Genomic DNA, 19,908 nt, shown 5'->3' with positions numbered 1-19,908 from the left:
TCGGTCGAACTCATGTTCGATGATGGTCGGCGTGGGCGAACTATCAGCGCAGGTCACGCACGGGTTGGCGCCTCTGCCACCCCCTGTGCTGATTCCCGTACCCCCCGTACTGCACGACGTGGTGCCCGAGGGCGGGTTGCGCCCCGGGACGATCACCGCCGTCGAGGGTTCGGCCGCCCTGGCGCTGGCGCTGACGGCCGGTCTCGGGGAGCGGTGGTGCGCCGTCGTCGGGCTGCCCGAGGCGCATCTCGCCGCCGCCATGTCGATGGGCGGCGACCCCACGCGGGTGCTGCTCGTCGACGAGCCCGGCCCGCGATGGGCCGACGTCGTCGCCGCGCTGACCGACGGCTGCGCGCTGGTGCTCACCCGGCCGCCGGACCGGCCCGCGCCGCAGGTGACGCGGAGGCTGACCGCGCTGGCCCGCCGCAACGGCTGCGCCCTGGTCGTGACCGGGCCGTGGGAGGGCGCGCACCTCCGGCTCCACGTCGAGACGAGCCGCTGGTCCGGGCTCGGCGCGGGCACCGGGCACCTGCGCGGACGCCAGGCCCTGGTGGTCTCCTCCGGGCGCGGGGCGGCCGGGCCCGGACGGCGGGCCTGGCTCTGGCTGCCCGGCCCGGACGGTTCCCTCCGCCCGGCCGAGGTCGCGGCCGGGACCCGGACGATCGCGGTGGCCGGATGACCGCCGCGCGGGCCCTGGTGGTGTGGTGTCCCGACTGGCCGATCACCGCGCTCGGGATGGACGCCGCCACACCGGCCGCCGTGGTCTCCGGGGCCCTGGTCGAGGCGTGTTCGGCGGCGGCGCGGGCGTCGGGCGTACGGCGCGGGCAGCGGGTGCGCGACGCGCAGCGGCACTGTCCCGGCCTTGAGGTCCGTGACCGTGACCCCGACGCCGAGGGGCGGCGCTTCGAGTCGGTGGCGGTGGCCGTCTCGGGCGTCACGCCCTGGGTGGAGATCGTACGGCCCGGGGTCTGCGCGATCCCCGCGCACGGCGCGGCCCGCTTCCACGGCGGCGGCGCCTCCGACGAGGAGTCCCTGCGCGTCCACGTGCAGGACACCGTGGTCGAGCTCGGCTTCGACTGCGGCGCGGGCGTCGCCGACGGCCTGTTCGCGGCGGAGCTGGCCGCCCGTGCCGGCGAGGGCGGCCTCGTGGTGCCCGAGGGCGGCACGCCCGCCTTCCTCGCCCCGTACCCCGTGAGCGTGCTCGGCCGGCCCGAGCTCGCCGGCCTGCTCGTCCGGCTCGGCGTCCGCACGCTCGGGGCGTTCGCGGCGCTGCCGGCACGGGACGTGACGGGGCGTTTCGGAGCGGACGAGGTACGGGCGCACCGGCTGGCCCGCGGGCTGTCCCCCCGGCCGCCGGCGCCGCGCGCGCCGCTCGCCGACCTCAGCGTGACGGCGGAGTTCGACCCGCCCGCCGCGGCCGCCGAACAGGTCATCTTCGCCGCCAAGTCCCTCGCCGAGCGCCTGCACGCGGCGCTCGCCGCCGAGGCCCTGACCTGCGTACGCCTCGGGATCGAGGTGACCGGCGCCGACGGGCGTACCCTCACCCGCCTGTGGCGGCACGATGGGGCGCTGTCCGCCCTCGCCGTCGCCGAGCGCGTCCGCTGGCAGCTCTCGTCGTGGGAGACCAGGGACGAGGAGGGGGAGGGCGGCGTCGCGCTGCTGCGGCTCCTGCCCGACCAGCTCGTCGCCGACGACGGCCACCAGGAGGCCCTGTGGGGCGGGACCTCGGTCTCCGACCGCGTCGCCCGCGCCGCCGCGCGGGTCCAGGCCATGCTCGGCCACCAGGCGATCACCCGCCCGTACCCCGCCGGCGGGCGCGGCCCCGCGGAGCACGTCGTCCGGGTGCCCTTCGGCGACCTGCCCCCGGCCGAGGCCGCCGCGGGGCCGTGGCCGGGAAGGATCCCCGACCCGCCGCCGTCCACCGTCCACCGCGAGCCGCTGCCCGCCGCGGTGACCGACGCCGGCGGCGCACCCGTCACGGTGGACGCCCGCTGCGCGGTGTCGGCGCCGCCGCGGCACGTCGAGATCGCCGGGCGCCGCCTGGGGGTGACCGCGTGGACGGGCCCGTGGCCGGCCCGCGAGCGCTGGTGGGACCCGGCCCGTACGCGACGCCGTGCCCGGTTCCAGGTGGTCACCGACGACGGCGGGGCCCACCTGCTCGTCGTCGAGGGCGGCCGCTGGTACGCCGAGGCCGGATACGCCTGAGAAGGAGGGGCCATGGGCTGGAACAACCCGGACATCCCCTGGTGGGAGTTCGAACGGAAGCTGTCGTGGGGGTCGCGCGAGCCGGCCCCGGAGCCTCCGCCGGAGCGCGTACGGCCACGGGCGCGGGCGGACGCCGGCGGCTGGGCCGAGCTGCACTGCCACTCCTCCTACAGCTTCCTCGACGGCGCCTCCAGCCCGCGCGAGCTGGTCGACGAGGCGATCCGGCTCGGCGTGGAGGCCGTGGCCGTCACCGACCACGACGGCATGTACGGCGCCGTACAGCTCAAGGAGGCCGCCAAGGGGACGGGCGTCCGTACGATCTTCGGCGCCGAGCTGAGCCTCACCCTGCCCGCCGGGCCGGGCGAGCCCGACCCCGGCGGGCGGCACCTGCTGGTGCTGGCCCGCGACGTCGAGGGGTACGGGCGGCTGAGCGGCGCGATCACCCGGGCCCAGCTCGCCGGCGGAGAGAAGGGCCGGCCCGTCTACGACCTCGCGGAGCTGGCGGACGCGCACGACGGGCACTGGGCGATCCTCACCGGCTGCCGCAAGGGCCTGGGGCGGGAGGACGGCGGGCTCCACACGCTCATCGAGCTGTTCGGCCGCCCGAACGTCTACGCCGAGCTGATCGACCACGACCAGCCGCTGGACGACGCGCGCAACGACGCCCTGTACGACCTGGCCGAACGCGAGGGGATCGGCGTTGTCGCCTCCAACAACGTGCACTACGCCGCGCCGAAGGACGCCCCGCTCGCCGAGGCGCTCGCCGCCGTACGCGCCCGGCGCGGGCTGGATGACATGGTGTCCTGGCTGCCCGCCACGGGCACCGCGCACCTGCGGTCGGCGGAGGAGATGCGGGCGCGGATGGCGCGCTTCCCCGGCGTCGTCGAGCGTACGGTCGAGCTGGCCAGGGCCTGCGCCTTCGACCTGAGGCTGGTCGCGCCGGACCTGCCGGACTGGCTCGTCCCCGAGGGGCACACCGAGTCGACCTGGCTGCGGCACCTCGTCGCCGAGGGCGCCGCCGAGCGGTACGGCCCCCGCCGGCGGGCGCGCAAGGCGTACCGGCAGATCGACGACGAGCTGGGCGTCATCGACCAGCTCGGCTTCCCCGGCTACTTCCTGATCGTGCAGGAGATCGTGGAGTTCTGCCGCGACAGCGACATCCTGTGCCAGGGCCGCGGCTCGGCGGCCAACTCCGCGGTCTGCTTCGCACTCGGCATCACCGGCGTCGACGCCGTACGGCACAACCTGCTGTTCGAGCGGTTCCTGTCGCCGGGGCGCGACGGGCCGCCCGACATCGACCTCGACATCGAGCACCGCCGACGCGAGGAGGTCATCCAGCACGTCTACGAGAAGTACGGCCGGGACCGCGCCGCGCAGGTCGCGAACGTGATCAGCTACCGGCCGCGCATGGCCGTACGCGACGCCGCGCGCGCCCTCGGCTTCTCCCCCGGTCAGCAGGACGCCTGGTCCCGGCAGCTCTCTCCGCAGGAACCGCTGCCGCCGGACGGCATCCCGGAGTCGGTCACCGAGCTGGCCGACCGGATGCAGCGCCTCCCCCGCCACCTCGGCATCCACTCGGGCGGCATGGTCATCTGCGACCGTCCGATCGGCGAGGTCTGCCCGGTCGAGTGGGCGCGGATGCCGGGCCGTACCGTGCTGCAGTGGGACAAGGACGACTGCGCCGCCGAGGGGCTGGTCAAGTTCGACCTGCTCGGGCTGGGCATGCTGTCGGCGCTGCACGACACGTTCGACCTCGTGGCCGGCTTCCACGACCGCCGCTTCGACCTGCAGAACATCCCGCCCGAGGACCCGGACGTCTACGCCATGCTGCGCGACGCCGACACGGTCGGGGTGTTCCAGGTGGAGTCGCGCGCCCAGATGGCCACGCTGCCCCGGCTCAAGCCCGACCGGTTCTATGACCTGGTCGTGGAGGTGGCGCTGATCCGGCCCGGCCCGATCCAGGGCGGCTCGGTCCACCCGTACCTCCGCCGCCGCAACGGCCAGGAGCCGCCCGACATCCCGCACCCGCTGATGCGGGGCGCCCTCACGCGGACCATGGGCGTGCCGCTGTTCCAGGAGCAGATGATGCAGCTCGCCGTGGACTGCGCCGGGTTCAGCCCGGCGGAGTCGGACGCGCTACGGCAGGCGATGAGCGCCAAGCGCGCGCCCGAGCGCATCGAGCGCCTCCGCGACCGGCTGCTGAGCGGCATGGCCGAACGCGGCATCTCCGGCGCCATCGCCGAGGAGGTGTACGGGAAGATCCTCGGCTTCGCCAGCTTCGGTTTCCCCGAGTCCCACGCCCAGAGCTTCGCCCACCTCGTCTACGCCAGCGCGTACCTCAAACGGCACTATCCGGCGGCGTTCACCGCGGCGCTGCTGCGCAACCAGCCGATGGGCTTCTACAGCCCCCAGACCCTGATCGGCGACGCCCGCCGGCACGGCGTACGCGTCCTGGGCGTGGACGTCAACGCGAGCGCGGACCAGGCGACGCTGGAGGAGCCGTACGCCGCGGCGGGGGACGCACCGCACTCCCCTGATTCGGCGCAGCCCGCGGTACGGGTGGGCCTGGAGTACGTGCGGGGCCTCGGCGCGGACGGCGCTGCGCGGATCGCCGCCGGACGGCCGTACGAGAGCCTGGAGGACCTGGTCCGCCGGGTACCGCTGCCCACCCCGGCGGTGGAGGCACTCGCCACCGCGGGCGCGTTCGGCTGCTTCGGCCTCGGCCGCCGCGAGGCACTGTGGGCCGCGGGCGCGCTGTCCCGGGGCGCCGCGCCGGCCTCCCGCTCCTGGCGGGCCGAACTCCTGCCGGGCACCACCCCGGGCACGACCGCGCCCGAACTCCCGGCGATGACCCCGATCGAGGAGACCATCGCCGACCTGTGGGCCACCGGAACCTCGGGACTGCACCCGATCGCCCACGTACGGGGGCTGCTGGACGAACGCGGCGTGACGTCGCTGGAGGCGCTGAAGGAGGTGCCGGGCGACACGAACGTGCTGGTCGCGGGCGTGGTGACACACCGCCAGCGCCCGGGAACGGCAGGCGGAGTGATCTTCTTCAACCTGGAGGACGAGACCGGCATGGCCAACGTCATCTGCCGCCCCCAGGTCTGGGAGCGCTACCGGACGATGGCCTTCCAGGCCCAGGCGATGCTCGTCCACGCCCACCTCGAACGCCACGAGGGCGCGGCCAACCTGGTCGCCACCCGCCTGCAGCGCCTCCCAGTGACCACGATGAGCAAGAGCCGCGACTTCCGCTGACCGCTACCGCGAGGCGCGCCGCTTCGAGAGCAGCGGAATGGTGGTGATCTGCTCTTCCTTCAGCGCCTCCCCGATGATGCCCTCAGGCCGCCGTGGATTGCCGCAGCGGATCACCTGTTCGGGCGTCACGATGAGGTCCACGCTGAAGTCGTGCGTCGTCTCCGGGATCACGTCGTCGATGACTTGGAGCCGATGCACAGGCGCGACGATGACGGTTTGCGAGGTCACCAGACCCGCTTCGACGAGCAACGCGACTTCCAGGTCGGAGTAGCCCGCCCCCTTGCCCAGCCGCGCACCCGAGCGGTTCACCGCCACGCTCCCGCAGATGACCATGTCGATCGGCCGCATCTCCTCGATACCGACGCGCGGTGCGTTCTGTCCAGCGCTTCTCTTCTCCGCCGCCTGCCGAGGATCGACCGTCGTGTCCGTGGGATCGAGCAAGAAAAACGGCTGTTCACCGGCGATCTTCGGCACGGCCATGTAGACAAGCTTGCCGTCATTCAGCGCACGAACCCGCACCGGCAACTGCGCGAAGTCAGGGTTGGCCTTGATCGTTACCGCACGTCCCCACTCAGGTGTTCCGGCCAGTCGCTCGGCGGCGAGTTCAGCACCGCTGAAAGCCGGGATTTTCCCATACGAATTCCCGGGCACGACACCTTCACGGTCGAGCAGACGCCACGCCTTGTCACGGACCACCTGCTTGTCCTGGTCGATTCCCACGTGAACCTCTCTCTAGACGGCGGCCATCAGGGAAAGGAGGCGATCGTGGATATCTCGTACCCAGGCCTCGCCGTGCCACTGCCGCAGTTCCCGGCCCGCGGCGAAGGCCAGGCTCAGCCCACCACCGCCGCGGGTCTGTTCCACGGCGTCGATGGTCCGGTGCATGGTCACCACCACCTCGTCCAACTTACGTTGGCGGATGAGACTCAACGTGAGGTTGGCCAGCGCGATGGACTGGCTCTTCTTCTTGGCACTCAGAGCCTGGACGGTCGACTGAAGGATCGGCTCAGCCCGATCCGGTAGATCGAGGAAGAGGTAGCACGAGCCGACCAGCCGGTTGAACTCGTTGATCGTGTAGTGCTCGGACGCGACGTCGTCCCCGTCGATCCGTTCGAACTGGGCCTCGGCTTTCCTCAGCGCATCTTCCGTTTCCTTGAGCCTGCCGGTAATGGCATGACTCTCGGCTGCATGGAGAAGACTTAACCCGGTGAGCGACGGACTGCACAGCTTGGCGACCTCGGCAGCCTCGTCGGCCAGCATCAGCCCCTTCTCGGGGTCTTTTTCGCCATACAGGGCCACATAGCTCTTTCGGAGCACCGCATAGGACTCGGCGCACGGATCCCGAACCAGCCTGGCGGCCCGCACGGCTTCATCGAAGTAGCGATTCGGTCCCTGAAGATCACGTCTCTGGCTGACATCCCAGACCAATTGACCCATCAACGTTGCCGATCCTGCCTCGACCTCGTAAAGCGCCTTTTTCACCCGCGCGTTGGTGGCGTTTTCGCGGAGATAGCCGACTTGCCCGTGGACATGCCCGGTCGGCCCCAGCAGCGCGGTCGAAGGCGACTGGTCGTAGGACTGGTCCAACTCACGGACGCGTTCGTGGAGGTAGGCCACTGCGACCAGATCGACGCTGGAGGGATGTTGCAGGACGTAAGACAAGCGCTCGCTGCCCCGTTTCTGCACCTGGACGACATCGTCTAATAACTCCTGCAGTTGATCAGCCGTGATTTTCAAGGCACGAGCCAGCTTCGGCCGCGTCCAGGGGTGTGGTTCAGTCTCCGCGGACTCCCAGCGCCCAACAGTCGTACGCTCCACGCCTAGATGCTCGGCCAGCCTCTCCTGACTGAAGCCCGCCGCTTTGCGGCTCCGGGCAAGCCGCACGCGCTTGCTCGCCATCTCCGCGCCCTCTCCTCGACCAGCCACACCAGGATAGTCATTCCTCACCGTTCGCACAGGTCAGACCACTTTGTGCAACGGTTCTGCGGCATCTCTGTGACCATTCCGCCGTTGGGTCTACGCAGGTCAAAAGGGTTTGCTGACTTCACGCCTCAGCGCTGAAGCGAGCGACGGCCGACGGAGGACAACGGTGTCTGATCAGACGGACACAGCCGAGACGGTGACCACCATGGCGGACGCCGAAACCCATGTCGACCGGCTCGTCTGCGCACTGGAGAAGCGTGGCTTGGAGGTCGCGGCGCGGCCGCCCGTCCTGGCAGTGAAGAACCCTAGAGTCGCCGGGACGGATGCGCACGGCAGGCTGATGAGCCCCGGGATGACACAGGAGGTCCTGCTCCTCGACGACGAGGAGCGTGGACCGACCTGGTGCTGGGTGTGGCCCGGTATGCGCTCGGGCGAACGCGGCGTACCGGACCCACCACCTCAGATCGAAGCCCTGTGTCCGGCCGGCGACATCCAGTTCGCAACCGACCGCATCGTCAAGGTCGTTCGCCTCCGCGATCCCGAGGATTCACCCTCGGATGACACGGCGGACACAAACGAACAAACGACGCGCAACCCAACCTCACACCTCTGACCGGATTGAAAAACTCGTGCCTTTTCCCTTTAACGATCTCCCCGACGACTTCTTACTCAAGCCAAGGGAGGTAGCAGACATTTTCGGAGTCAGAACGACGACGATCGCGCGATGGGCGCGTATCGGGAGACTTCCCTCGAGTCTGACCGTCGGCGGCCACCGCCGCTACCGATGGGCACAGATCCGAGCGCTCATGGACCCTGTCGGAATCGACGCCGATCAGGAGACGCTGGAGCAAGACGCAGCACGGCTCTATGACCAGGGCTGGAGCATTCGCCTCGTCGCCGAGAAGTTCGACTACGGCTACGGCGCCATGCGCCACATTCTGCAAAGACGTACGCCCCTGAGGTCCAGGGGCGGAAGAAAATTCGTACACGGTGATGGCGAACCCGCCCCTGGACGAGGTGGTGAAGAGACGATGAGCCCATGACGATCGTGATGCATGAGCACCCAGCATGGACCTTGGTGAACGGCCTCTGGCTCCGGGCGTTTCCCCCGCCTTCGCAGAGCATGGCGGTTGTCACGGGCGACGACTGGCGCCTACACGGACCGGCTCCGCTGGAACCAGATGTGGTCGAATTGCCGTCGCTTGCACCCTCAGTTCCCGCCTCGCTGAAGCGCAACCTCACGGCGATCGGCGCTGTAGCACGGTGGCCTACCCACGATCTGTGGGACGCCATGGCGACGGCCATCATCAGGCAGGTCATCCGTGCTGACCAAGCCCGCGCCCTGCATCTAAGGTTCCGCATCGCTCACGGTCAGCCTGTCGCGACCTCGCACGGCGAGCTCCACCTGATGCCTGATGCGGGCACCGTCGCGGACCTGCCGGAGGAGGCGTTCAGCGTGCTCGGGTTGTCGTTCAAACGCCGCCCACTTCAGGCCGCGGCTGCCGCCTATCTCGAGCAGGGGGCGAAGTGGCGTGAGCTCCCGCCTGCACAGTTGGTGGAAGAGCTGCAGACCGTGTCTCGGGTCGGCCGATGGACGGCCGGCGCCGCCACCGCGGACTTCACCCACGACTGGACGCTCTACCCCCATGGAGACCTCGCCGTCCGCAAGTGGGCGGCACTGGCCGCTCCCGACGTCGACTGGCCCACCAAAGAAAGCGACTTCGCTACCAGATGGCGACGCGTCTGCGGTGACCAACTGGGAGCCCTCACTCTGTTCACCCTGGCCTGGGGAGCACATCATGGAAACACATCGTGACTCGTCACTGGTCCTGGGAGCGGACCTTACCCGCCCGCTCGACTGCGTGTTCGTCAACGCGCCGCTGCGTGACTACGCCGCCCGACCACGTGTCAACGACTACACGCTGCCCGTCCTCGGCATGGCCTATATCGCCACCTACGCCGCCCAACAGGGATTCAATGTCGGTGTCTTAGACGCCGAAGCACACGGCACCCCCGTCACCGATGTCGTCGGTGTCGTCAATCACCTGGCTCCCCGGTGGGCCGGGTTCAATCTACTCGCGCCGACCTATGAGATCTCGGCGGACATCGCCGGCCGGCTGGATCCGCAAATCATGGTCATGGCCGGTGGACATCAAGCCAAGGCAATGCCCACCCCGATTCTGGCCGACCCGCGCATGCGGCAATGTAAAGCACTGGTCCTAGGCGAGGCCGAAACACGCGTCGCAGAGCTGCTGGCCGATCACCGCCACCGCACCGATCTTCCCTCGGTCATGTGGATCGACCCGATCCTCAACCAGCCCGTGACGGGTGGCCGCTTCGGCGCAGGCCACCACCTCGCGCCGGAGGTGGACCGCCTGCCGTTCGTCGACCGGGCCTTCTTGGCTCAGGACCCTTACCCGGCGGCGGGCCGTATCGAAGCGAACATGGTCGGCGCACGCGGGTGTCCCTATGACTGTTCCTTCTGCGGCGCAGCCGTCTCCGCCAATCCCGACGTAGTGATCCGTACCCGCGGCCCCCACAGCATCCTGCGGGAGATGGATCAACTCCGCGAAATGCATGGTGTCACCGCGTTCCGGTTCGTCGATGACCTGTTCCTCGGGGCTCGCCGCGTCATCGATCAGATGATGACCGCGTTCACCGGGGCGGACGTCGGCGGTTGGGCAGTGTGGGACGCGACCGGGCGGATCAACGTCCTGCACCGGGCGGACGATCCCACCCTAGACAGGCTCGTCTCCAACGGTCTGCGCGAGGTCGCACTCGGCATCGAATCCGGTAGCGAACGCATGCTGTCCTACATCGACAAGCGGATCACACCCGACATGATCCGTTCGGTCGTTACCCGGCTCACCGCCTGCGGCATCAACGTCAAGGGCTACTTCATCCTCGGGTTCCCCACCGAGACCCGTACCGAGCTCGCCGACACCGTCCGGCTCGTCCACCAGCTTTGGGACCTCACCGACGCTCACCCAGGCACTTTCCGCTCCTCGGTCTTCGAGTTCCGCCCCTACCCGGGCACTCCGGAATGGGGACGACTTATCGCCACAGGTCGCTACACCACCACCCAACTGTTGAACTACACCGCCGTCGATCTCACCGACCACGGGGTGGATGAGTCGATGCGCCAACGCGATGAGTTCAACTTCTCGGTCGGCATCCAGTTCGGCGAACCCACGACCGCGGAGATCCGCCGCCATCTCGTGGAGCTGTCAAAACGGGAGCATGAGCGAAAAGGAACCGCCAAATGAGCCGCGGTTACTTCGTCACGCTCGACGGGCCCGGCGGCGCAGGTAAATCCACCCTCGCGAGCCTGGTCACCGGCCAACTCAACGCAGTGGGCGTTCCTGTGCACGCGACCACCGAACCCTCCGGCGGCCCCGCCGGTCAGCTGGCGCGAGACAACACCGCGATCTTCCACGGTCACGCCCTGGCCTGCCTTGTCGCCGCCGACCGTTACCACCACCTGCAGACTGAAATTCAACCGGCGCTCGACGCGGGCAAGGTCGTCATCTGTGACCGGTACGTCCCCTCCTCCTATGCCCTGCAGGTCCTCGACGGCGTCGAGGAGGACTTCATCACCCACATCAACGCCCACGCTCCACGACCCGACCTGGCGGTGATCCTGACCTGTGACGCCGATGAACTCCAGCGGCGCCTGGCGATCCGCGGTTCACATGGCCGGTTCGAGGACGATCCAGAGGTCTCACGCGCCGAACTCGAGCGTTACCGCCAGATCGCCACGATGCTCGCGCTCGACCAAATGCACACGATCGTGTTCGACTCCACCCGCCACCATGCCTATTTCCTCGCCCGACGGCTCACCGCCTCCATCCAGGCACTACGGTCACTCCCGCACCAGTGACCCCGGCCTGGGAGGGCGAATGCCAGAGCGCTATCGGTCGATCATCGACGTCCACGTCATCCTCGAACGGAACTCCGAGATCCTGCTCCTGGAACGCCAAGGCACCGGCTACTGCGACGGCATGCTCCACCTGCCCAGCGGACACCTGGACGAAGGCGAGACCATCGGCGACGGAGCGGCCCGCGAGGCCTGTGAAGAGGTCGGCATCCGCATCGACCCAACCGACCTACGCCTGGCCACCGTGGTCCACCACCGGCAACACGCGGACCTGGCCCGTGTCGGCATGTTCTTCGCCACCGGCCGCTGGCAGGGCGAACCGTTCAACGCCGAGCCGCACAAGTGCGGCAAACTCCTGTGGTGCGACCCCTCGATGCTTCCCTCCAACACGATCGGCTATCCCGCCACGGGGATCAGGTCGTACCTGACCGGCACTCCCTACTCGACCCATGGCTGGTGAACCGGCGACGATGGGGAGGCTGCCCGGCGAGACGAACGTCCTGGTCGCCGGACGTGAAGATGTCGGCGGCGTACGTGAGGGCCCCCGCCCATACCGCCGCGCCACGACCGCTGGAGATCACCGTCACGTACTTGTCGCCGCGCCCGGTGTGGCGCCACACGTGCCGATCGACCCCGGGGCATGGCCCGTGTGCCGGTCAGTGGCCGATGCCGTCCAACTCGGCCGCGTCCTCGTTGGAGAGGGAGAGTCCGGCGCCGGCGATGTTCTCGTGCAGATGCGCCGTCGACGATGTGCCGGGGATGAGCAGGATGTTCGGTGAGCACCGCAACAGCCAGGCCAGCGCGACGGACATCGGCGTCGCCCTCAGCCGGGCTGCGACTCCCGAGAGGGCCTCGGACTGTAGCGGGGTGAACCCTCCGAGCGGGAAGAACGGCACGTAGGCGATGCCGTCGGTGGCGAGCCGGTCGATGAGGTCGTCGTCGTGGCGGTGAGCGAGATTGTACATGTTCTGCACGCACACGATCGGCGCGATACCGCGCGCCTCGGCGACCTGCTCGGCGGTGACGTTGCTGACCCCGAGGTTGCGGATCAGACCTTCCTGCCGGAGGTCGACGAGCGTCTCGAACGCCTCCGCGAGAGACTCGGGCCGGGGGCCTTCGGCATCGCCCATGCCGCAGGTTCACCAGATCGAGAGCCTCGACCCCGAGGGACAGAAGGTTCTCGTGGACCTGCCTGCGCAGATCTTCGGGCTGCCGGGCCGTGGGCCAGCCGCCCTGCGCGTCGCGGCTCGCCCCACCTTGGTGGCGATGAACAACGACTCCGGGTACGGGTGCAGCGCTTCGCGGATCAGCTCATTCGTGACCCGCGGCCCGTACGCGTCGCTCGTGGGGATGCGTTCATCGTGGTGCCTTTCGTCTTTCACCCGGGGTGGCGTCTCCGGCCTCCTTGCATCAGTATTGGAGAGCAACTTCCCCTAGGGAAATAGGCACCTTGAAGTGCGTAACCCCCCACAGGGAAACGGCGAGATCAGTGGCAACGACGAAGGCCGGTAAGAGGGCTCAGGCCAAGACGGAGTACAACGCATTCCTGACGGTATGCCCCAGTCGCCAGCTCCTCGACCGGATCTCGAACAAGTGGGTCGTACTGATCCTGTGCGCGCTGGGCGGCGACGCCTCCGGCCGGCTCGATGCGTCGGATGCCGCGAGAGCGATGCGTTACTCCGAGCTCTCCCGCCTGCTGGCCGGCGTCAGCCAGAAGATGCTGACCCAGACCCTACGGTCGCTGGAACGCGATGGCCTGCTCACCCGCACCGTGACGCCGACCGTCCCCGTCACCGTCTCCTACGAGCTGACCGAACTCGGCCTCTCTCTCCACGACATGACACGCGGCCTCAGACACTGGGCACAGACCCACATGGACGAGGTCCGCGCACACCGCGAGGGCTACGACGCCCGCACCTCCTGACCAGGCTCCGGCGACGGTGGGGAGGCTGACCGGCGAATTTGCGCGAGCTTGGGGTTCGGTCCGCACCGCGCGGAAATCACCGCAGGCGACAGTCTTACCGTGAGCCGGAGGTGACCCGATGGCTGCGGAACCCATCGAGCTCGGCACGCCGTCCACCCTGGAGTGGGAGCGGACGCTGCGCCGCGAGCTCGAGACCGGCGGGCTGTGGACGCGCGACACGCGGGGCCCGGACTACGCGCGGCTCCGGCCGTACGGGCCCGCAAGGACGCCCGGCTTTCCCGTCTACCCCGACCTGGAGACTCGGTTGCTGCGGGCCGTCCGCCACCCGGACCTGGCGATCGCGCACGCCCTGGCCACCTGCGCGGGTTACGCCTACTCCGACGCCGAGACCGTTTCGATGATCATGGCGCGGCTCGGACTGGAGGAGAACCACTGCCGCATGGTCGGCTCGTCCGTCGACGCCATGTTCATCCGCTCGACGGCGTTCCTCATCCAGAGCCGGAGCGGGAAGGTCGCGATCCTCTGTTACCGCGGCACCGAACCCACCGACGTCGTCGGCTGGATGACCGACGCCGACGTCATGCCGGAGCGGATGCCGTGCCGGTTCGGCGACCCGCACGCGACCGTGCACGCCGGCTTCTACCGCAACGTACGGGCGACGCGGTACGAGGTCGTCTCGGCGCTGAAGCGCGCCTGCCGGGGTCTCTCGGTCCGCACCCCGCTGCCCGGCGAGACCGGCGAGACCGACGTGCCGCACATGGACGAGCTGGAGGCGCTGTACGTCACCGGGCACAGCCTCGGCGGTGCGATGGCCGCGATGATCGCCGTCATGCTGCGGCACGAGCGCAAGTTCAGCCGCGACGGCGACCTGACCGACCGGCTCCGCGCCGTCTACACCTTCGGGCAGCCCATGCTCGGCGACCCGCGCTTCACCCGTGCCTGCGGCGAGGACGCCTTCCTGCGCGAGAACGTCATCCGTTACGTCTACGACAGCGACGTCGTCCCGCACCTGCCGCCGAAGACGTCCGGCCCGTACCGCCACTTCGGCCGGGAGTTCCGCTACGAGGTCCCGAACCTGCGCCACAGCATGCTCGGCCTGACGCGCTTCCTCGGCCACCCGTACGACGCCAGGAAGGGGGGCCTGCGGGAGACCGGCGCGACGGGCCAGACGGCGAGTTTCCTGGGCGGTCTCGGTCTGGCGGCCCTGGCGTTCGTCGGCGGACGCGTCCAGCCGCTGCGCTCCCTGCCGGTCGTGTACTCCTTCGAGGATCACCGCCCGCAGCACTACATCACCGCCTTGACCCCGCCCGGCGTCCAGAACGAGTTCGGCGACTGACGGCGCCGGGCGTAGACACAGGTCTGCGGCCGGACGCTCACCGGCATACCAAGGGCGTGCCGCGATAGACCATCGGCCGAGTGCCGTCCGTACCTCCGCTCACGAGACTCGTCCGGAAAGGACACTCTCGCCGGACGGATGGAGACATGGTGCGCAGTGAGGGGATCAGCCGGGCGCGGTTCCTGGCCGGGATGGCGGCCGTCGGGGCACTCGGCGTGGGGGGCCGTGCCGAGGCGGCGACCGGGCTGAGGTACCGCGGCGTTTCGTACGAGGTCACGGACGGGGAGACGCCCGCGACCGGATGGAACGCCACGCGGATGCGCGGAGACCTGCGGGCGATCAAGGACGGGCTGCACGCCGACTCGGTCTCGGTCTTCGGTGACGGCGTCGAACGGCTCGGGGCCACGGCGTCGGAGGCGGCCGAGCGCGGGCTGAACGTCTGGCTCCAGCCACGGCTGGGCGACCGGCCGCCGAAGGAGATCCTGGAGCACCTGGCCGAGACGGGCCGGCACGCCGAGCGGCTGCGGCGGCAGGGCGCGAAGGTGCATCTCAGCGTCGGCTGCGAGTTCGTGCTGTTCGTCCCCGGCATCGTGCCGGGTGACGACGCCCTGGAGCGGATCAAGAACCTGACCAGCGGGAACTACGATCCGGAGAAGATGATGCGACGGCTGAGCGCGTTCACGGCCCGGGCCGCGAAGGTCGGCCGGTCCGTGTTCGGCGGCCCGATGACGTACGGCGCGGCGGAGGACGACGAGGTCGACTGGGACCTGTTCGACCTGGTCAGCGTCAACTACTACTCCTACTTCCCCCGCCGGTCCGGCCACGTGCGCGAGCTCACGAAGTACCGGCGCTGGGGCAAGCCGGTGGTGATCTCAGAGTTCGGCACCTGCACGTACGAGGGCGCCCCGGAACGCGGCGGCATGGGCTGGGACGTCGTCGACTACGGCAGACCCCGGCCCGAGATCAAGGGCCACCTGGTCCGCAGCGAGCGCTCCCAGGCCGAGTACCTCGGGGTCCTGCTCGGCGTCTTCGAGTCGATGGGCCTGTACGCGGCCCTGGCGTACGACTTCGTCACCCCCGACGCCCCGCACCGCAAGGACCCGCGCCACGACCTGGACCTGGCGAGCTACGCGATCGTCAAACCGGTCTGGAAGACCCGCGACGCGCCCACGGAGCACTGGCACTGGGAGCCGAAGGAGGCCTTCCACACCCTCGCCCGCCACTTCGGCCGCAGGCCGGCCTAGGTCGTCTGGCGCCGTTCGGCTTGCCGTACGGAGGTCAGGAAGCGTTCGGTGCCCTCGATGACGCGGGCCGAGCGGTAGGACGGGAAGATGTCGAAGGCGTGCTGGGCGCCCTTCATCTCCGCGTACAGCGCCGGGGCCGCCGACCTCTCGCGGAGGTGTTCGGCGAACGTGCGTGCCTGGGCCACCGGGGCCAGTGTGTCCAGGTCGCCGTGGACCACCAGGAACGGCGGGGCGTCCTCGCGGATCCAGTGCTCCGGCGAGGCCTTCGCGTACGCCTCCGGGTCCTCGGCTCGCCGTACGCCCATCACATGCCGTTCCAGGAACGACGCGAACACCCCCGGCGCGCCGTCCAGCAGCGCGCGCAGGTCGTACACCCCGTAGAACGGGACGGCCGCGCGTACCGAGGTGTCCACGTCCTCGAAGCCCGGCTGGTACTCCGGGACGTTCGCGGTCAGGGCGACCAGCGCCGCCAGATGGCCGCCCGCCGAGCCGCCCGTGACGCACAGGAACGACGGGTCGGCACCATGTTCCTCCGCGTGCGAGCGGTACCACGCGATCGCTCGCTTCAGGTCCACCAGATGGTCGGGGAACTTCGCGCGCGGGCTCAGCCGGTAGTCCACGTTCAGGCCGACCCAGCCGTTGGCGGCGAGGTGGTTCAGCAGCGGGATGCCCTGCTCGCGCTTGCTCCCGATCGTCCACGCCCCGCCGTGCACCTCCATGATCCCCGGCCGGAGCGCGCCCGGCGAGGTGGGCTTGTACACGTCCAGGCGCAGGCGCGGATCGTCCCCGTACGCGAGGTCCCGGACACGCGTCACCCCGCGCCGCCGGGTCATCAGGAACGGGAGGGCCACGTGGGACAGGGGGAACGCCGGCGCCTGCTCGCCCGGGTCGAGCTCGGCGGTCCACTCCCGTACGGTCAGCGTCGTACGGAGGGCCCGGACCATGACGACGGCGAGTCCCACCCAGCCGATCGCCGTGGCGGCCAGCCCGAGCCACCCGAAACCGGACAGCCCGCCGCCGGCGGCGAGCAGCGCGGTGGCCACGACCTCCAGGGCGAGCACCCACGGGGCCAGTTCGATGGTCAGCCACGCGGCGAAGAAGCCCGCGACCAGCAGCAGGAGAGAGTGCCGGGGACGGATGGCGTTGACCGTGGTGAGCAGCGCGAGAAGCCCAGAGGCGAGGAGAACGTAGGGCATGGTCCCTCCGGTACGGTCGGGTCCGCGCCCTCACCTTCCACCAGGTGAGCGCCGGCTGACAATGTGACGGCCCGCACATCGCCGGAACGACGGCCCGCCCGTCGCCGCCCCCACCAGATCTGCCACGCTTGAACCGATGAGCACACTCGAAAACGACCTGCGCGCGGCGCTCGGCGGCGAGGTCGACTTCTCCGTACGCCGGCGGGCGGAGTACTCCTACGACGCCTCGGTGTACCGGCGGGTGCCGCTCGGCGTCGTCTTCCCCCGCTCCGATGAGGACGTCGTCGCCGCGGTCCAGGCCGCCCGTGAGCACGACGTCGCGATCACCGCGCGCGGCGCCGGCACGAGCATCGCCGGCAACGCGATCGGCGAGGGGCTCGTGCTGGACTTCTCCCGGCACCTGAACCGCATCGTCGAGATCGACCCCGACCGGCGCATCGCCGTCGTCCAGCCCGGTGTCGTGCTGGACGACCTCAACGCCGAGGCCGGCCGGTACGGGCTGCGGTTCGGGCCCGACCCCTCCTCGCGGAGCCGCTGCGTCCTCGCCGGCATGATCGGCAACAACGCGTGCGGCACGCGCGCGCTCGTCTACGGCCGTACGTCCGACAACGTGGACCGGCTCGACGTCCTGCGCTACGACGGCACGCCGATGACGGTCGGGGCGTACAAGGACGAGACCGGGGACCCGTTCATCGAGCGGCTGCGGGCGCTGCGCGACCGGCATCTCGCCTCGCTCCGTACGTCGCTGGGCCGCTTTCCCCGCCAGGTGTCCGGGTACGGGCTCGAACACCTGCTGCCCGAGCACGGCTTCAACGTCGCCCGCGCGCTCGTCGGCAGCGAGGGCACCTGCGCGATCACGCTCGGCGCCACCCTCCGCCTGGTCTCCGAGCCGGACACCAAGGTCCTCGTCATCGCCGGCTTCCCCGACTTCGTGGCCGCCGGCGAGGCCGTCCCCCAGATCCTGGAGCACGGGCCCAGCGCGTGCGAGGGGCTGGACGCGCAGATCGTCCAGATGGCACGCGGCGCCGACCGGTCCGGCCTGCCCGAGGGCGGGTCCTGGCTGCTCGTCGAGCTCACCGGCGACGACGCGGAGGAGCGCGCGCGGATCCTGGCCCGCGAGTTCCCCGGCGCGCTGGTCGAAACCGACCCGGCGCGGCAGGCCGCCGTGTGGAAGATCCGTACGGACGGCGCGGGCCTGGCGACGCGGGCGCCGGACGGCTCCCAGGCGTGGCCGGGCTGGGAGGACTCCGCGGTCCCGCCGGCCAGCCTCGGCGCGTACCTCGGCGACCTGCGCGCCCTGTTCGCCCGCCACGGCGTGCAGGGCGCCGCGTACGGGCACTTCGGCGAGGGCTGCCTGCACATCCGCATCGACTTCGACCTCGGCACCGACCGCGGGCGCGCGACGTTCCGCTCGGTGATCGAGGAGGCGACCCGGCTGGTCGCCTCCCACGGCGGCTCGCCGTCGGGCGAGCACGGCGACGGGCGGGCCCGCTCGGAGGTGCTGCCGCTCGTCTACGACGGTGACACGCTGCGGGCGTTCCGCGAGTTCAAGGGCGCGTGGGACCCGACGGGCCGGATGAACCCGGGCATCCTCGTCGACCCCGACCCTCTCGACTCCGGGCTCCGCACGGACCGCATGCCGCCGGCCCCGCGCACGTTCCTGCCGTTCGCCGAGGACAACGGCGACCTTCGGCAGGCGCTGCACCGCTGCGTGGGCGTCGGCAAGTGCCGCAGTGAGCACGGCGGGGTCATGTGCCCGAGCTACCGGGCCACCCGCGACGAGAAGGACTCCACCCGGGGGCGTGCCCGCGCGCTGGAGGAGATGCTCCGCGGCGAGCTCGACACCGAGGGCTGGCGGTCCGACTCCGTGCACGAGGCCCTCGACCTGTGCCTGTCCTGCAAGGGCTGCTCGTCCGACTGCCCGGTCAACGTCGACATGGCCACCTACAAGTCCGAGTTCCTGCACCACCACTACCGCCGGCGCGTACGGCCGATGGCGCACTACTCCATGGGCTGGCTCCCGGTGTGGCTGCGGCTGGCGCGCCTGCCGCTGCGCGCCGCGTCCTCCCCCGGCCGCCTCGCGCAGGCGCTCGCCGGGCTGGGCAAGCGCCTCGGCGGCGTGGCGCCCGAACGCGACCTGCCCGCTCCCGCGCGGCAGCCGTTCACCCGCTGGTTCCGGCGGCGCGAGCGGCCGTCCGGCGACCGGCCGCAGGTACTGCTCTGGCCGGACACCTTCACCAACTACTTCACCCCGTCCGCGGGCCGCGCCGCCGTACGCGTGCTGGAGGACGCCGGGTACGAGGTGCTCCTCCCGCGCGCCCAGGTCTGCTGCGGGCTCACCTGGATGAGCACCGGCCAGCTCAAGGTGGCCCGCGAGGTCGCCCGGCGCTCGCTGGAGGCGATCCACCCGTACGCCGCGCGCGGCATCCCGATCGTCGGCCTGGAGCCGAGCTGCACCGCGGCGCTCCGCTCGGACTGGGCGAAGCTGCTGCCCGGCGACGAGCGTCTGGCCGACCTGAAGGTCCGTACCTTCGCCGAGCTCCTGGAGGAGGCCGGCTGGACGCCGCCGCGCGAGACGCGCCGGGCCCTCGCGCAGATCCACTGCCATCAGTACGCCGAGCTGGGCCAGGACGCCGACCTGCGCCTGCTGGCCAAGGCCGGGGTCGAGGTGAGCATCCCCGACTCCGGGTGCTGCGGGCTGGCCGGCAACTTCGGCTTCGAGCGCGGCCACTACGACGTGTCCGTCGCGGTGGCCGAGCGTTCCCTGGCCCCGGCCGTACGCGAGGCGGCGCCGGAGACGATCGTGCTCGCGGACGGATTCAGCTGCCGTACGCAGATCGAGCAGCTCACGGGCCGGCGGGCGGTCCACCTCGCCGAGGTGCTCCTGCCGGAGGCGGCCGAACCTCGTGAACCGGGGGCCGGACACGGCACCATGTGACGGACGC

At 70.5% G+C, this 19,908-nt stretch carries 17 protein-coding genes and 1 pseudogene; 14 read left to right on the top strand and 4 right to left on the bottom strand.

All coding sequences use genetic code 11. The annotated features are described in order from the left end of the window. The first annotated feature begins 31 nt into the window (after positions 1-31). From QWU11_RS01190 to QWU11_RS01180, 3 genes are read left to right on the top strand one after another with little or no spacing between them, the layout of a single operon-like run. Positions 32-679 (top strand): hypothetical protein, encoded by a 648-nt coding sequence (locus tag QWU11_RS01190; RefSeq protein ID WP_290103055.1) that lies wholly within the window; start codon positions 32-34, stop codon positions 677-679. Beyond that, positions 676-2,205 (top strand): DNA polymerase Y family protein, encoded by a 1,530-nt coding sequence (locus QWU11_RS01185; protein WP_290103054.1) that lies wholly within the window; start codon positions 676-678, stop codon positions 2,203-2,205. Before QWU11_RS01190 ends, QWU11_RS01185 begins: the two co-directional genes overlap by 4 nt. A gap of 12 nt (positions 2,206-2,217) precedes the next feature. Continuing rightward, positions 2,218-5,463 (top strand): error-prone DNA polymerase, encoded by a 3,246-nt coding sequence (locus tag QWU11_RS01180; protein WP_290103053.1) that lies wholly within the window; start codon positions 2,218-2,220, stop codon positions 5,461-5,463. Positions 5,464-5,466: 3 nt separating this feature from the next. Here the strand turns inward: QWU11_RS01180 and QWU11_RS01175 are convergent, their stop codons facing one another. Both QWU11_RS01175 and QWU11_RS01170 read right to left on the bottom strand, forming a co-directional pair. Next, positions 5,467-6,183 (bottom strand): 5-formyltetrahydrofolate cyclo-ligase, encoded by a 717-nt coding sequence (locus QWU11_RS01175; RefSeq protein WP_290103052.1) that lies wholly within the window; start codon positions 6,181-6,183, stop codon positions 5,467-5,469. 12 nt (positions 6,184-6,195) lie between these two features. Beyond that, positions 6,196-7,362 carry a helix-turn-helix transcriptional regulator gene (locus QWU11_RS01170; protein WP_290103051.1) on the bottom strand — a complete coding sequence of 389 codons (1,167 nt, stop codon included), beginning with the start codon at positions 7,360-7,362 and terminating at the stop codon, positions 6,196-6,198. 190 nt (positions 7,363-7,552) lie between these two features. Between QWU11_RS01170 and QWU11_RS01165 the strand changes: the two genes are divergently transcribed. The 7 genes and pseudogenes from QWU11_RS01165 (at position 7,553) to QWU11_RS01135 (ending at position 11,723) form a co-directional block, all read left to right on the top strand. Next, positions 7,553-7,999, top strand: a complete 447-nt coding sequence (locus tag QWU11_RS01165) for a hypothetical protein (RefSeq protein WP_290103050.1) — start codon at positions 7,553-7,555, stop codon at positions 7,997-7,999. A gap of 16 nt (positions 8,000-8,015) precedes the next feature. Beyond that, positions 8,016-8,195: pseudogene (locus tag QWU11_RS01160) on the top strand (helix-turn-helix domain-containing protein); the annotation flags it as partial. Further along, a complete protein-coding gene (locus QWU11_RS01155; RefSeq protein WP_290103337.1) occupies positions 8,193-8,429 on the top strand; it encodes a hypothetical protein in 237 nt (78 codons plus the stop codon). The pseudogene QWU11_RS01160 and the gene QWU11_RS01155, both read left to right, overlap by 3 nt. Next, complete coding sequence (locus tag QWU11_RS01150; protein WP_290103049.1) at positions 8,426-9,202, top strand: hypothetical protein; 777 nt, start codon at positions 8,426-8,428, stop codon at positions 9,200-9,202. The genes QWU11_RS01155 and QWU11_RS01150 overlap by 4 nt, the downstream gene beginning before the upstream one ends. After that, positions 9,186-10,652 carry a radical SAM protein gene (locus QWU11_RS01145; protein WP_290103048.1) on the top strand — a complete coding sequence of 489 codons (1,467 nt, stop codon included), beginning with the start codon at positions 9,186-9,188 and terminating at the stop codon, positions 10,650-10,652. Before QWU11_RS01150 ends, QWU11_RS01145 begins: the two co-directional genes overlap by 17 nt. Next, a complete protein-coding gene (gene tmk / locus QWU11_RS01140; RefSeq protein ID WP_290103047.1) occupies positions 10,649-11,266 on the top strand; it encodes a dTMP kinase in 618 nt (205 codons plus the stop codon). The genes QWU11_RS01145 and tmk overlap by 4 nt, the downstream gene beginning before the upstream one ends. Before the next feature lie 19 nt (positions 11,267-11,285). Continuing rightward, the gene (locus QWU11_RS01135) at positions 11,286-11,723 is read left to right on the top strand and encodes an NUDIX domain-containing protein (RefSeq protein ID WP_290103046.1); all 438 of its coding nucleotides are present in this window, start codon (positions 11,286-11,288) and stop codon (positions 11,721-11,723) included. A gap of 196 nt (positions 11,724-11,919) precedes the next feature. Here the strand turns inward: QWU11_RS01135 and QWU11_RS01130 are convergent, their stop codons facing one another. Then, positions 11,920-12,393: an aldo/keto reductase gene (locus QWU11_RS01130; protein ID WP_290103045.1), complete on the bottom strand. Its 474-nt coding sequence runs from the start codon at positions 12,391-12,393 to the stop codon at positions 11,920-11,922. A gap of 359 nt (positions 12,394-12,752) precedes the next feature. Here QWU11_RS01130 and QWU11_RS01125 point away from each other — a divergent pair, with 359 nt between their 5' ends. From QWU11_RS01125 to QWU11_RS01115, 3 genes are all read left to right on the top strand, one after another. Next, positions 12,753-13,187 (top strand): helix-turn-helix domain-containing protein, encoded by a 435-nt coding sequence (locus QWU11_RS01125; RefSeq protein WP_290103044.1) that lies wholly within the window; start codon positions 12,753-12,755, stop codon positions 13,185-13,187. A gap of 118 nt (positions 13,188-13,305) precedes the next feature. Continuing rightward, on the top strand, positions 13,306-14,523 hold the full coding sequence (locus QWU11_RS01120) for a lipase family protein (protein ID WP_290103043.1): 1,218 nt from the start codon (positions 13,306-13,308) through the stop codon (positions 14,521-14,523). 146 nt (positions 14,524-14,669) lie between these two features. Beyond that, the gene (locus QWU11_RS01115; protein ID WP_290103042.1) at positions 14,670-15,767 is read left to right on the top strand and encodes a hypothetical protein; all 1,098 of its coding nucleotides are present in this window, start codon (positions 14,670-14,672) and stop codon (positions 15,765-15,767) included. Here the strand turns inward: QWU11_RS01115 and QWU11_RS01110 are convergent. Next, entirely contained in the window at positions 15,764-16,963 is a 1,200-nt protein-coding gene (locus QWU11_RS01110; RefSeq protein ID WP_290103041.1) for an alpha/beta hydrolase, read from the bottom strand. The genes QWU11_RS01115 and QWU11_RS01110 overlap by 4 nt on opposite strands. A gap of 136 nt (positions 16,964-17,099) precedes the next feature. Here QWU11_RS01110 and QWU11_RS01105 point away from each other — a divergent pair, with 136 nt between their 5' ends. Further along, entirely contained in the window at positions 17,100-19,901 is a 2,802-nt protein-coding gene (locus QWU11_RS01105) for an FAD-binding and (Fe-S)-binding domain-containing protein (protein ID WP_290103040.1), read from the top strand. Positions 19,902-19,908 lie beyond the last annotated feature (7 nt).

It is taken from the genome of Actinomadura sp. DC4 (assembly GCF_030406325.1).
Lineage (GTDB): Bacteria > Actinomycetota > Actinomycetes > Streptosporangiales > Streptosporangiaceae > Actinoallomurus.
Note: the sequence above shows the minus strand (reverse complement) of the source record. Positions and strands in the feature narration are given on the sequence as shown.